7 protein-coding genes are annotated in these 15,956 nt (G+C 42.6%); 1 reads left to right on the forward strand and 6 read right to left on the reverse strand.

Features of this window, described 5'->3' with window-relative positions:
* Positions 1-58: 58 nt before the first annotated feature.
* The 6 genes from KAH81_06410 to KAH81_06435 all read right to left on the reverse strand — a co-directional run bounded on the left by KAH81_06410 (position 59) and on the right by KAH81_06435 (position 13,287).
* On the reverse strand, positions 59-2,002 hold the full coding sequence (locus KAH81_06410) for a hypothetical protein (protein MCK5833287.1): 1,944 nt from the start codon (positions 2,000-2,002) through the stop codon (positions 59-61).
* Positions 1,968-3,188, reverse strand: a complete 1,221-nt coding sequence (locus KAH81_06415; protein MCK5833288.1) for an SH3 domain-containing protein — start codon at positions 3,186-3,188, stop codon at positions 1,968-1,970. The genes KAH81_06410 and KAH81_06415 overlap by 35 nt, the downstream gene beginning before the upstream one ends.
* A 25-nt stretch (positions 3,189-3,213) precedes the next feature.
* Positions 3,214-4,167: a T9SS type A sorting domain-containing protein gene (locus tag KAH81_06420; protein ID MCK5833289.1), complete on the reverse strand. Its 954-nt coding sequence runs from the start codon at positions 4,165-4,167 to the stop codon at positions 3,214-3,216.
* A 138-nt stretch (positions 4,168-4,305) separates the two neighbouring features.
* Positions 4,306-6,417 carry a hypothetical protein gene (locus tag KAH81_06425; protein ID MCK5833290.1) on the reverse strand — a complete coding sequence of 704 codons (2,112 nt, stop codon included), beginning with the start codon at positions 6,415-6,417 and terminating at the stop codon, positions 4,306-4,308.
* Positions 6,418-6,456: 39 nt separating this feature from the next.
* Complete coding sequence (locus KAH81_06430; GenBank protein ID MCK5833291.1) at positions 6,457-8,880, reverse strand: hypothetical protein; 2,424 nt, start codon at positions 8,878-8,880, stop codon at positions 6,457-6,459.
* A 51-nt stretch (positions 8,881-8,931) separates the two neighbouring features.
* Positions 8,932-13,287, reverse strand: coding sequence for a fibronectin type III domain-containing protein (locus KAH81_06435; protein ID MCK5833292.1), 4,356 nt, complete (start codon positions 13,285-13,287; stop codon positions 8,932-8,934).
* A gap of 488 nt (positions 13,288-13,775) precedes the next feature.
* Between KAH81_06435 and KAH81_06440 the strand changes: the two genes are divergently transcribed.
* Positions 13,776-15,614 (forward strand): T9SS type A sorting domain-containing protein, encoded by a 1,839-nt coding sequence (locus KAH81_06440; GenBank protein ID MCK5833293.1) that lies wholly within the window; start codon positions 13,776-13,778, stop codon positions 15,612-15,614.
* Positions 15,615-15,956: the final 342 nt, after the last annotated feature.

Raw genomic sequence — 15,956 nt, forward strand, 5'->3', positions numbered from 1 at the left:
CGAGACCCATTTATTGCAACACACCCGAATAATCTAAAAGGTGGAAAATCACCAACTATTAAAACGGTCGAACCCTTACCTCGACTGTATCCGCAGCAGATAATCCTCCGGAATCCGTAGCTGTAAGAATAATCTTGTGCCTCCCCATGGACGAGAGATTAGCTGTAAAGAAAAAGCCAGTGCCGATAATTCCATCTCTGTGAGATGTCCATACAAGGTTCTCGGCTGCCACAAAACCATCTTCAGTGTCGGTTGCACCTCCAATAAACATAGAAGGTATGATCATAGAAAGCGTATCGTCATCTTGAGGCATTATGATCCATACTGTAGGAGGAGTGTTTTCAGCAATAAATATTATAATAGAATCCGAGGCGGTTAGACCATCGCTATCAGTTGCTGTTAAAGTAATTAGATGAGTGCCAATAGATAGTAACCCATCAACAAGGGAACCAAAACCAAGGAATCCATTGATAGAGGAATTCCATGAAAGTGATTCTCCGGAGAGATCGCCATCTTCGAGATCTGTTGCATAGCCAGAAAACGAAATAGGCTGAGTATCCATTAATTCAGAACTATCTTCGGGAGTAATAATCATAACTGTTGGCGGTTCGCCGTAATCGACATTCATCGTGATCGTATCCGCGCCCCAAATACTGTCGCTGTTAGTAGCTACTAGCACTATTTCATGGTCACCCGAGGAGAGATTAGCATTAAAACTTGACCCATAACCTAGGAAACCATCGACTGAGGACCACCATGATAGCTGGTCTCCAAATATAGCACCATCGATAGGGTCTATAGCGTTTCCAAGAAAAGATATATCTTCGGATCGAGCAAACATAGCTCCATCGGTTGGATCTTCAATCGTTACTATAGGAATTCTGCCAGCCCATCTCATAAAAGGAGGTCTAATATAGGTTTCATAAACTCCATTTAGTGAATCAACGCTATCAGCAATAAATTTAAGTGCCTTTGCTATGCCGACAATTTCGGTCGAGAGAGAATCTTCGTTATCGAAAAGGGGTTCGAACAATCCAGTGGATATCCCCCTACGAAAACTCGATGATAATTGAGTTATATTATCTACGCTTGTGCTTGTAAGCGTGCTTTCGAATTCTGTCGATAAAGGCGATAATATTCCGGTGAGAGAATTTGTGAGTTGACTGAAATTGGCTGAGAATATCGAATCACTGGACATAGTCCTCAGAGTTAACATAAAAATATTAAGTTGATCAGATACCGCGAGTTTGGAATACAGTCCAGGATTGGAAGCGACACCCTCTGAAAATAGCTCTTCGAAATCAGATACATAAATTCCAGAAAGAGGCTCGATGAGCATAATCAGAGAATTACCGTTATACAAAAACGCCGTATCTAGAGGCGGAAAAACCCGACAGGGCATCGAGATAGAATTGCCGCCTGATTGAATCACGGAACCATACTCGGTATTTAAAAAAGGAGTAAGGCTAATAGACATGCCCGTATTCGATGGCAGTATGCGCTGTTCGCCATTTGAAGATATGGCTACAAATCTATTGAGTATATTTGTGAAAAGAAGATCCGATGCGATTTGATCTCCAGACACATCAATCCCCACCGAGTTTTCAGCAAAAACAGAGGGTCTTTTCGGGATAGCATCGAAATAACCGGCCGAACGCAGGAGTTTAATTAAAGCCTCGATGCTTAATTTCAAGCTAAGATTTTCAATATCACCTTGTTCAGGTGAATAGAAATAGTAATTTGAATCTGGTGATATAATGATCGCGTAATCGCTAATTTTAGCTGAGATACTATCCGACGCAAGCTCGCTTCTAAGCAATATTTGGCAATAATCAGCCTGAATTACATCTCTATCTTCATGAAAATAAACAGAAATTTTAATTTCTGGGTATGGTGAAACAGGACTCTGATCCTCCCAACCGCAAGAGATGATCAATAAAAGGGCTGCCAGTAAAAATAAACAAACTCTATTTAGATAATAATACACCGAAAAACACCTCATAAGAATTCCTATTTATTTCATCTCCAACCGGAACTGTGGTTCCATCATCTATAACAAAAAAGCGTGTATTCTGTGAAACCCAATGAGTATAACCAAAACCTAGGACAGTTTTTACAATCCGGGAACCATATCGAGCCTCAATAAAACCTGTAGGGACAATATACCATTCATCATGAAGAATCTCGTCTTTTTCGCTATCGGGGTGGGCAAACTCCATCTTATGACCTACTATTGTAGCCCCTCCCCCAGCAGCTAAAGTCAGTTCGGGCATTATTTTATAAGCAAGGCCGAGTTGCGCGCGCCCTTGAAGATATGTTTCATGGAGCTTAAACTCGTTACCATCTACATTGATCGAATAGTCCTTGGGTGTCCAACCAAATCCCGGGGCAAAAAGCGCTCTAAGGTTATCCTTTTTAGTTAAGCTATATTCAAGCTGGAACCGGCCATCGATACCGAGCATCGTTTGGCGGTAGTCCTTTCCTATTTCGATAGTTATTAGATCAATATCTTTACTGGAATCCACGGCTTTGGAGTAAATCCAGAATTCTCTACCAGTGAGGGCAACTCCAAAGAACCATCGAGATTCTTTTTTGGTTTCATCTTCTAAATTAATCTTAACCTCGATCGGTTCAACAACAGCTTCCTCTTTAGCTTGGACCACCGGTTCGGGAATCGGCTCAAACTCAGGAGGTTCAGGTATATCCTCGATAGTTGCTGTTTCAATATCTGATTCTTCCTCGACAGGTTTAACCACTTCTATCACTTGCATGCTATCAAACCAAACACCGGAACCATTGAACTGCCCAAATAGATAATTCCCCTGAGCCCACACAACTTCGACTTCGATACCGCTTTCGCGTATAGCAAGGGTATCATATTTTTCACTCGGCCCCCACATGAAAAGCACACCACCCATCATTACTTTATACTTACCGAGTGTTTTAACCTCTTTTATGCCGTCTTTATAAAGATAACCACGCATTCCATTGGCATTGACCTCTATCCAATTTCCCTTTTGGCCTAGTATCTCGAAATACTTCCCTTCTTCGAAATTCCTGAGGCGTTTAAACCTCGTTCCGGGGCCTTCTCTGAGGTTTATATGATCCCATGTAATAACACCCGTTCTTGCAAAAAGGGTCGATACTGCGAGAACAACGAAAACCGCTAAAATGATTCTTTTTTTCAAGTCGGCCCCAATACTTTCTGCGCGATTATTTCAAGTATATAATGCGAGTTGTGAGTTCTTTCGAAGGCGTAAAGGCCTTGACAAAGTAGATTCCCGATTCGATTCCCTGGGCTGGTGTCCAGCGAATGCTTTTCACTCCTTCAGAAATCGGAATCATCTCGATAAGGCGGCCGTTTAGATCATATATACTCAGACTTTCAAAGCCAGAACCATTGAGCTGAATCTGCACTTCCGAGTTAAACGGATTTGGGTGGGTTAAAATCTTGTTTATTACCGGTAGTTCAACCTGCTCGTCAATATTAGTGAAATCATAACTTAGAAGCTCTGAGCTTGTAACATCAGAACTTCCACCCATAATGACACCGACAATGTCGTATTCAATTCGTTTTACTAGACCGACATTCTCCGCGAAGTAATTTTCTGAATATATATCTACACCTGAATCGGAGAACATAACACCAGCATCTATTTTCCAAGTCGCTATAGATACTATTTTAAGACAATCTCTGAAACTTCCACCGGGAACATCGACATCCACATAAGCCTCTATTTCAGCATCGACATCTATCTGAACTGTCACAGGAAAACCCATAACTATGAGGCTAGTATCTATTGTAAGCGCTGGCCATACATCGCCGACATCTACGGGATTTTTAAGGAACAAAACCGGGTAGTTCTCTATAGAAATATCGGCCATTTCTATGTACATGTTAAACATATTGTATAAACCATCTTCGCGCACCTGATAATATTGAGTATCCGGAGTATCTACATCGGCGGTAACAAAAAGATAGCTATCATATCCATGAAGAATAGTCGTGCCTGTAATTACAGTTGTAACAGTATCGTAGCCCTCGCCAGAGGAATCCTGATATACCCATTCATATTCGATCTCTAGAGGGAAATATGGCGAGGTATCTATTGCCACCACTGAAATGCACATTACAACTAGAATTAGTCCGATTGAAATTGACCTCATTTGATTCTCCTTTTCACTATAACTTAGAAAAACGGTATTTTGAAACAATACCGATTTATATTATGCAATTCAATAAAATAATTATTACACCGATTCCTTTGATATCTCCCAAAAAAAAATATCGAAGAAAATTATACCTTAATACCAAGCTTTGCGCCAAGATCTTATACCATATATAGTTCTTACATTGACCGGAGAAGCATGAGTTTCAGTGGTATCTACAAGATCCGCAGCGCCAATCGTACCATCTGGAAGCGCAACCATAATTACACCATTTCCAGCAGATATTGCCGATAGTGTATCGATCACCCTAAGATGTAAAATTTCCATATCAGTTTTTACAAAAATAATGGCCATAGCTGAAGAAACAATATTCACTCTAACTGAATCTAACATAAAGCAACCTACTGAATCAGTGACAGTGAGAACATATGTCACAGATTCCGGGGGTTCAGCTACAGGATTTGGAACAAACGGATCTGATAGCCAGGTGGTCGGTGACCATGAATAGTCTAATAATCCATACCCACCGGTTGCTGTAGGAGAGCCTCCTAAAATAACCGATTCACCAGAGAAAATTGTCGTATCTTCTCCAGCATTAGGATAAATAACCGGTGCAATATTCACAAAAACCGAGTCATATGCCGAGCAGTCAATACTATCATTCACGGTGAGTATATATGTGGTTCGCCTCGAAGGCGTAGCTATTGGATTTGCCGCCGAAGGATCAGATAGACCGGTAGTGGGAGACCAAGAATAACTCCAGGAACCAACTGGAGTGATCGAACTATGGAGCATAGTTGATGCACCATAGCAAATAATTGGATCATCAGCATACACCGCTAATATCGGATCCTCTAACAAAGATGGAATCGATATGTGAACAGTATCTCGGACAACATCTCCTTCATCGTGATAAACAACTACCTCATAGCTGCGCACACGTCCATACACACTCGGATCGATACTCACCTGCCAATTAACCTCAGTAAAACCTCCATCATACAGAATTTCGGAAACCGAACTTGGATTTGGATCGCCACCAATATAAGTCAAACCTGAATCGATAGGGTTAAATTGGATAGCCACCGAAGTCGCTGGTCGTGTTCCTTCATTAGTAACTACAACTGTAATTGTAATGGGATTAGGGTAAATATCCGTGCAACCTGGAGTAATAAAAGAAGACGATGGGGAAGCCGATAAGTCGGTGTGCCCGAAACATGAATCATCGACTATACAGCCATAGGCCGAATCGACGAAACCAGAGCCAGACATCTGAATATAGAAACATTCATCTGTGCCGACACAGGCAGAATCAAGAATAACCTTCCAGAAGACATGATAGGAATCACTCGAAGGCACCGGAGATGAACTAACAACCGGATTAGTGGAAAGCAACATAATACAAGAGCTTTCGAGCGGAAATATTTCTGTAGAGATCGTGCAAGCTCCACCTGTAACGTTGGTTACATCTGCAGAAACAGACATAAATGTTCCAATAAGTGCTACAACATCGTCAAATATCACATCCCATGTGGTTGAGAGGTTATACCAATTACCTCCCGAATCCCTTGCAAGATTCTGATAGTTTGTTAAATGAGTAGTGTGAATCGGCGTCGATGGCCAAGGTCGGCTCGATGCAGCAATAAAAACCACCGTTCCAGTGCTAAAAACGAGCGAGCGTGTTCCATCGACCGTTTCATCAGACCAGCTCGAACCATCACCGAGATAATGGTAGCCTTCATTCGTGAACATAATGATTATCCTCAAGGCATCCTCGCGCCATTCGTAAAGACGAACAGCATCACAGATTGCATCGAGAGAAACCTCATTTAGGTCGCTGGAAACCAAACTCCCCCCGGTAACATCCAGTTGAGCAATGAAAACCGAATCATCCGCCGTCATCTGATTGCCCGGTGTATATGGATCGAAATCCCATACATTAGTGGAATCATCGAATGGGACTCCCCCAAGCCGATAATCGTAGCCTCTAGATTCCAGCTCAGTTATGAAATAACTCATTTCATCGTGAAGATCGTCGATATAGGGGTCCATAGATCTACTAGAATCCATGCAGAAGACTATATCTACAGCAGCAGTGTCAAGTCTGCATTGCAGATCGGCAGTGAACTCATAAGGCGACATCATTTCGAATATCCGGGCGACGCCACTTTGATTGAGCTTCATCCCATCGAGGCGGAAGGCTTGCTGTGCATTCCCTGAAATAGCGATTAAAACAATAATCGCCAATGATGATATTTTAAAATACTTCTTCAGTTTTTCTATTATTTAAAGGTCTATTCTCATCCAAATCTGACCAACAACTGGACTGGGAGGATTATCGGTTCTATTTTCGAGAACCATATTAATCGTCTGATTCTGACGCATATCCAATGTGTCGCTAATCCCCACGGTGCCGTTTATATCGAGCATCCTCGACATCGAATTAGTGTTGAAACCGATACGGTTTGTTGTCGCATTCATAAAAATCATATTATCTGTCGTGCCATCGACACGGAAATTCGATGCAGCGTTGTTATAATTAAAGTGAAAATGCGCATCGACAATATGAAAGGTCTCTACAGAACCTGATACATCGGTTATACTCGTTGGATTACCACCGATACCACCTCTAAAACCAAAACTTCGAGACCCTATTTTAAGGAAATTCCCTCCTGGAATGACAGCTCTTTCGCCGGCGACAGTATTCTGCCTTCCGCCACCCACTGTGGCATAATCGTATAGCGCTTGGTTTCTATCTCCGCCAGAGATTGTGGACCATGAACCACTAGCAGCATTTTGGAAACCACCCCCAATAAACGCATTCTGATCACTTGCGGAGTTACTGTAACCCCCAGCGATTGTCGCCCAAAGACCGGAAGCGTTATTATCATTGCCTCCTCCCACAACTGAATATTTGCCACCTGCCTCATTCCAGCTTCCACCACTAACAACTGAAGCCGAATCGCCGGCGGTATTGAGAAACCCCCCAGAAACCACAGCACCCGGACCATGCGCATCGTTCTCCGAGCCGCCAGATACAGTAGTCCAAAGATTATCGGCGCTATTATTAATTCCACCACCGATAGTGCAATATTTATAATTTGAACCGGAAGTCCCTGTAACGGAATTAACACCTAAATTAACATGCGTCGAATCAGCATTACCATAAAGAGTATTACCAAACCTAGATAAACCCCATGGTCCACCTGCTATCATTGTTGTATCACCACCGTCAGAAGAAATGAAAGTCCAATCGTTATCCGAAGCAAGATCACCTGTATAATCGATAGTTAAATCAAAAATATCCTCGGTAACGCTTATATCATGGCCACCTATTATGTTCACCGAACCGGTGATACCGTTAACATCATTTACAATATCGGGTATCTCCGGAGCAAGAAAATTAAGCATAATATTGGGACGAAAATCCGCTGTTGACGTCATCGGAAAAGTAGCATCAGATGGATTATACCGAGCATTTACAGAGGTTGTCGTTTTTCCGACCCAAGCCGAGAATATACCCGCTGTTGAATTTTTACGCATTGTGACGAGTATATTATTGCCAGCATATACAAAGCCATGAGGAAACTCGAGTTCGACTGTGCTATCTGGATTTATTGTGAGTGTTGCACTAGATATTATGGGATCACCGGCAGGGAAAATCGAACCGGCGGAAAGATCGCTAATAATAACATTGTCGAACCAAATATCTATATCGGAAATAGAACCAGAAATCGATGTCGATATTAATATTGCACCATACATCCTACCACCTGTGCAACCGACCTCATCCGATAGAATAAGAAATTGTCCTATCGAAGGCGTGAAGGTCTGAAGATTGACCGGAATAAACTGGTTATTCCCTGTTCCATCGGTAAGATCGACAAGAAGTGGACAATCTCCTGGCGCGAGCGTGAGTTCCACCACAATATTCGACCCCACTGCCTCCACAGTAATTCCACCTTCACCGACAATATCCAGATCGCCAGTTAATGTATTTAAACTACTAACGCCTCCAACGCTCCCAAGGCGGATACTGTCTTTGACCTCCTCGTTAATCTTGGCCCAGCTAACACCACCGTTTTTGATCTGAAGCGTATCGGTAACTATTTCTATACCATCGCGAACATTGACATTAAGCGTATCTCCTGCTACAACAGATAATCCCTCACCAGCCGGAATACCAATAATATCTGTCCATGCTACAGCGCCAGCACTATCGGCAAATAGAGTATGACCCACCGAATCGATATAACCGATTGAATCGACATACGTGATATGATCGATGTAAGCTATAGAATCGATATAATGGATGCTATCGATATATTCCGTGCCAATTGCAGAACCCGCCGAGATAGCATAAGGCACCGAGTAAAGAGCTACCCTGGGCGTCATAACATCTCCATCGACTGTAACCTGTAAAAAGTATTGCTCATCGAATTGCAAAGAATCGGGGAATGCAGTTACTGAACCAAGATGAACATCAAAAAGCCCTTTGAGAATCTGAACAGCTCTTTGAGTTTCTGTCCAAAGGTGACTACCACCAATAGACGATGGGTATAGCGCAAACGCTATATCCAGTGTGTCGGTAATACCTATCCCCGAAACATCGGCGAGCTTACCCTGATAGTTGATTATTCGAGGAATAGCCGCTAAAACTGGAAAAATCAGTAAAACGATGCATAGAATAATAAAGAATGTTCTTTTCATATTAACTCCGCAAGTTTATGGGATACATTATCAACTTCATTAATTTTAATTTTATGGCAAATAAATCTGCGCTAATAATAATACTTCAATACATCGTTGATGATTTGGATTTTCACATGAAATCGGCGCAACGAAATCAAACCAAAGCATTGTAGTACTTCCCGGTTCACCTTCAGGAGGCAAGAAATACCCTCCAGGGCCAAAGATCACTGACGTAGCCCACACCGGAGAATCTTTAATATAATCGTGTATTCTCGTCCAGGATACAGGAGGTGTAGATAAATCAGTAAACTGCGCATACAATGAGAATTTATTACTCCCCGGATTATATGCCGGTCTCCAGTCAGGGTCTTCAACCCACCCAGCAGTGATATCCAGAATATTCTGAACCTCAAGCCCAAGCTCAATGGGAACATTTGAATAGCTATAAATTTTAATTGAATCTGTATTCAACATGGCCTTCTCTTCTGCCCAATCCAATGTTCCAGGAATAACCCAATATACACTGTCATTCGGGAATATACCCCTTTGAGCTATCTCCAGATTAATTTGAATCCTTGTTGGGATATAGTGAGCAAAGAAGGTATCTGGGATAGTCACCTCTGGAACTGTTAGACTTGTATCGGTCGGGAAACCCGGAATACCCCAATAATCGAAGATATATACCGAATCAGAGAAGACGTCATAGTTACTTACTTCAAGGAGAAGCGAAGTTCCCCATTCATGCCAAAAATCGACTATGGCGACTCCAGGATACAACTCTCCATCTACTTTAATTGCTCCATGAGTTTCGCGAGGAACCTTTTCAACCCTACATAAAGATTTCTTTGTGTAAATAGCTGCGAGTGAATCGAAACCAACTATAGGACCACAGAGCCTTGTTGGCGTTGTAACACCATCATTCCATCTAAAAAATTCATATTTCAAGAAAGCAGTTGAATCTGAAAGGGTATGCTCAACTCTATGTGTGCTACCCTCATCCCACCAGAATTCCTGACGAACAACATCGACACCAGTATAGGTATCTGTATCGACGACAAGTCTCCCAATATGGTTTTCTTGAGGATGTTTTTCGATAATAACATGCCATCTTTTGTTGTAATCTACATATAACGTAGTATCAGATTCGGGTATGAACACTCTCGTTTCGGAAATAGATGAATCTACCCGCCATCTGAGGAAATCGAACATAACTTCGTAATTAAAATCTAGGATTGAAACCTGAATAGTATATTCAAAGCCTCGCACAAGATACCCAGCATAAGATTCACCATAAGTTGTATCGTCGTCAACCCTGATCCAACCAAGAGAATCACCAATAGGAGATTTAATAATCTCAACCCAAACAGCTTCACGGAACTCGGCAACCAGATTGTAAGAGCTGTCTATTAAGATAAAAGTAGAATCTGAATTAATATCATCTATTAAAGCACCATACCCAGAATCGTGCCATTGAACGAATACATACGGGTCTTCTTCATCCATAACAACAGAATCTGTAACTAAAACAGCAGAATCACCAGAATTATACCAACCCTCTACACCTAAGTTAATTGGATTTACGCTATCGGGAAGCCCTGTATGAGCCAACTCGATATAGTATTGATCATCATAAATCCAAGAAATGCTACCAGAATGAGTCATATCAAATTCAACGAGGTTGCCAATGCCCGAATCGGGAACAACAATTCCATCGCCAGTCCAACCCCTACATGAATGCCTGAAGGCCGGATGAATCCATAATGTATCGATATTAGATGCAACAATATGTCTTCCAACCGGGTGATATGTAGTGCCTATTGGAGGTATTGGTGACGAGTATGATGGCGCCGAAACCCTAAGAGTCACGACATCATTTGACCAAAGCCATTCTATTCCTGAAGCCATGGTTAAGGTAATATCACAATACCCAGAATAACCAAACATAGGAACGCTTCCGAAACCGTTATATCCTACACAATACCATCCAAATGCTGGACTTGTAACATAAGCAGTAAAACATGAAAGAGGTTCATACCAATGAACACCCTCTGGTGGATTAGGAGAATCGTGACCACCGGGATTTATAACAACAAAAGGAATAAGGTCTTCCCCATCCCAATTCCACGTGAGCGTGCTGAACATATTAAGTGTGAAACCCACAGTAGTTCCAGCCCCGGAAAGCGGGGTGCTACCAGTGCCCGACCAACCACTACACCAATGTGAACCATCGGTGGGTGTAACATACGCGATTATATCGGTTCCGTGAGGATACATATGTCTGCCTCGGGTTGGAAGCGGTTCCCCAAAACGACTAAATATCCATACCGTATCCACTGGACCAGAAGGATAATAAATCCAATGCCAATCGATTTCCGTCGGTGCGTTAAGCGTGAAATGAACGCTGTCGGCACTTGTTGAGGGTATTGCGCCAAAGGCTGTATACCCGGTGCACCACCAACCACTATCCGGATTATTTGCGACATAGGCCTCTATGTCAGAATCGACCGGATACCAGTGGGTTCCAATAAAGGGTACAGGCGGCCCATGAACCGAAGGTGAACTCGAAATAACTAAAGACAATTCCAAAGTGCCGTCCCATTGCCAAACAAGCCAACCGTTATCATCCATAACAAAGTTCACAACATTCTCTGAACCGGATATCGGCGCAACCGATCCATCGCCCAAAAAACCGGTGCAATAATGCCATTCGCCTTCCTCGAAGGTGCTGTCCTCGACGCTACACCAAACAGAAGTTCCCCTTGGGACAACATAAATCCCTATTGGATGTGGGTGACCGTATCTACTATATACCCTTAAAGTGCAAAGATCGTCGCTGGTTGGAACCCAGACCCATTCGATGCTCGAACAATCATATACTTCGAACCAAAATTCGTCCCCACCCCCCGATAGAGCAGAACCGGTTCCGAGATAACCAACAAGCATATGCGAGAATATGCCATATGTATCAATTAAGCCTATGGCAGTATCTCCCTCGACATACCAATAATAACCCACATCTGGGATAGGATCACCGATACCTGTCGGGTTGCTTATCTGAACCCTGAACTGGTGCTCGAATATTGCTGTAAAGGTAGAATCTGAGTAAACAGTAATGGTTCGGAATGTGTCCGTTGAACCATCAGACCATCTCTGGAAAATATATTTTTCGCACTCAGATATATCGACTTGCCTATTAACCGCTATCTGGTGAGTAGAACCATCGAACCAGTTTGTGTAATACGGGCTTTCGTATCTCGTTCCATCGACATAGACAGAGTCCCCAAAATTCGTTTCGATAGCAACTAAATAACCTGAGGCTGAGTAATTTATAGAATCGATAAAGAAAGATTCTATATCATGAAAACGAACTGAATCATCGACCTCAGCTCTACGAGCTGGGGAACCTGTTGTCCATTCGGAAAATTCTATTGTCGATGAATAATCCGCCCACTGGCTCCAAGTATCATACTGATCCGATTCAAGGTGCGGAGAACCGAAATGCTCGTGCTGAATCGTAGAAACAGTGTGTGAAATATCTGTTCCAAAAAGATGAATGATAGGTTTCAGTTGATGCCAAAATTCAATTTCATATTCGTCCGGCACACCAGTAATTACAAAAGCAGTGTCATCGAGATCGGGGACAGCCCAGCGCTCCTCTGCATCGGAATCAGACGTGATCCTCGATATATCAACTTCCTCACCCGGAACACACCAAATCTCGACACATTCGCCTTCCCATATCTCTACTTCAATCGGCACCCCTTCAGAAGGATAATATTCGATAGTTGCGAAGTTATATTCGTCAGTGAGCAATCCCGGTGAAGGTGTATGAATACAGAATTGAACAGCATAATTCACTATCATAGAATCCTGTTCGGTCCAAGGAGAGACATTTCTAACTCTATCACGGGCGCGGAGTCGGAAATAATAGGCCTGTCCTTCGACAACATCGACTGGAACTGACGGTCCAAAATCAGCAGTGCTTAAGGTTGTTGCCATCATCCAATCTGTCCAGGATCCCCCACTCCCAACCTTATACTGAATATCATAGTTCCAAATACCCCAACCCTCACCATCGTGCGAAGTCGAATCCATGCCAGTCCAAGTTAATACAAAGGATGTATCCGACGCATAATGAACAGCTATATTGAACCAACTAAACGGATACCAATAATCTCGATCGATCTTTCGGTAACCGGGATAAAGCGAATAGGTTGTGCCAACAAGTGGATTTTTGGAAATCGGGGTCGGTTGACCTATAGAAGAAGTTAAGCTATACCTTGCCGAAGTCACACTAAAATTTTCGTTGCCAGCGGCATTGATAACATCGGAAAGAATTGTAGTCTGGGCAATTGTGTTGAAACAAAAAAATAAAAGCAGTATTAGGATATAAGAAAACCGAAGGTCATTTCTCGGCTGAGGCATATACTTTTTCCTTCCGGTTGAGTCACTACTAGTTTAGTTCCTTGGCGAATAATGCCGAAACTTATTTTATACAACCGAGTTATATAAATAGCTCTTTCTATTCGATTCTGACCATTTATCCAACAAACCGGTCGTTTCAAGACTTACAGGGCTCCCCAGCCAAAATTAGATAAGTTATTTTACCTTATCTAAAGAATTATAAACATGATTTTTTAAAAATCACTAAAAATAATCTGCTTTTTAAACTTCGAATAAAAAAATAATCTCGCTGGAATTTGGTATCATATTAAACTGAGCTAATCAGTCCTTTACTTCTCCCACTCCTCCATCGCAAGTAATAACATAGAATTTCACATTCTTAATCTCACAACAAAAATTAAGAACCGGTAATTTGATAATAAACTTAATGTTTCTTGCATTCTTGTTGAGTAGAATGATATTGATTTATTGAATATAAGGTTTATTATTTTACATAATCTGGAGGTAAAATGAAATATGGTATAGTATTAATCGTTCTTTTTCCACTTATTATATTTGCGCTCGATGAAGCTCCCGGGTGGCCAAAAATACTTCCCGCGCCAGATGCTACATTTTCTGGTTCTCCGCTTCTAATCGATTTGGATTGCGACGATATAAAAGAAGTAGCCATCGCCGGCCCCGATGACTCCCTTAGGGTGTTCTCTATAAACGGGACTTATTTCTCTGGATTTCCAGTGGCCTTATCCGGCAATGTCTTGACGCACATCGCTATCGGACCTGTCACTGGCACGTGGTTTCAGTTTGTGTTCATTACCGATGAAGGTTCTGTCCACGTTATTGAGCGTAACGGAACAGAAGTCTCCCCCTTTCCTGTAGACCTTGGGTCTTCTCCCGGCCCTGCAGGGATTGCTCTTTGGGATTTCGATAACGATGGGTTCTGCGAAATAGTAGCCCATGTCGATGAATCTCTTCACGTTCTCGGTTCAGATGGTGCAAACATATCCGGATTCCCTGTTTCTGTTGAATCCGAGTTTGGACCAGCAGCATCACCAGCCATAGGCGACCTCGATGGCAACGGCTCAGCGGAAATCATTGTTGTTGGCTATAATAAACTCTATGCCTATGAGGCCGATGGAACTATCCTACCGCTTTTCCCCATCGAATTAGGAGATACATCTGCCTTTAGTTACAGCTCTCCGGTTCTTGTCGATTTAGATAACAATGACACGCTCGAGATATGTTGCGGTTACCATTCATTCACCGGCACGAACCGAGGTTACATTGGAGCATGGAATATCGAAGCTGGCGAAATTGATAGCTGGCCTCTACTTCTAGGAGGCTACGGTAGTTGGATTTATGGCTCTTTAGCCTGCGGTGATCTGGATGGTGATAGACTTCCTGAAATAATAGCTACATCTCATAATGGTAAAGGTTATGTCCTTAACGGCGATGCTAGCTCTCCCGATCCCTGGAGTATGAGTCTTGGAATAGGTGCGCTCGAATCCAGCCCTTTGGTTTGCGATTTCGATAATGACGGCGGCCCCGATATCCTCTTTTTGGGAAATGATACACTTGGCACAATCACTGCATTCACAGCCGTAGGTGCTTTAATAGATTCTTTTCCCATCGAGGTCGGAAGTCCCTGGAAAATGGCGACTCCATCCATTGACAACATGGATAGCGATATCAACCTAGAAATATGCGCCCTGGATTCCGATGGTTATCTACACCTTTATAAATACCCATTCTCAGGCACAAAATATGCGCGCCCATGGATAATGGGTCGTCATGACCCACTTCGCACGGGCTGGCACCACCCTAAACCACCTGCAAACATCGAGGCATATTACCACGGCGACAGCGTGCTTGTATCCTGGGGAAAAAGGGAAACATGGGATTTCTTCGAGTATCATCTTTATTCAACAGCAGATTCCGTCGATTCGAGCGGTGCTTTTTCTCTCGGTGAGTTCTCAGATACTTTCGCTGTGGTGGAATTCGACAGTGTGTTTAAATACTATTTCGTCACTGCCGCAACACGCTTCACCGAAAGCGAAAAATCGGTCATCACCGACATAGACTCGCTTACAGGAATTATAGAAAGGAATCCATCTTCTTTCGCTTTGAAAGCTTACCCAAATCCATTCAATTCCACCTGTATAATAGAAACCGATAATCCTATCAGAATATTTGACATCAATGGTAAAATGGTAGCAAATCTGTCCACCGAAAGCAACTCATCAATAACCTGGAACGCTACAGATAACAGTGGAAACGAGCTACCATCCGGTATATATCACATAAAAACCATTAATGGGTCGCGGTCGAAAAGGGTAGTTTTAATTAGATAAACTGTTAGAATCACAAGCGTTATTTACCATTAGAGATTTACCCCATGGTATTACAGACCTCAATTACCGTCGGAGTTTTTTATCGCATACCGTTGCAGGTTCGTCAATTACCGTCGGAGTCCTTAAGACGCAAATTCCAGCCACATGTTATAGAACAATAACTTACGGCGTTTGCCGTTTTCCCCGTCATTGCGAGCGACCGCAGGGCGCGTGGCAATCTTTTAAATATCATTTGTTTTCCATAATGTCATTCCCGTGAAAACGGGAATGACAGAGAACCTAATGAGATTGCCGCGTCGGGTTGCCAGATGGTTTCGGCCCTCATCCGGCCTTCGGCCACCT

It is taken from the genome of bacterium (assembly GCA_023145965.1).
Lineage (GTDB): Bacteria > UBP14 > UBA6098 > UBA6098 > UBA6098 > UBA6098.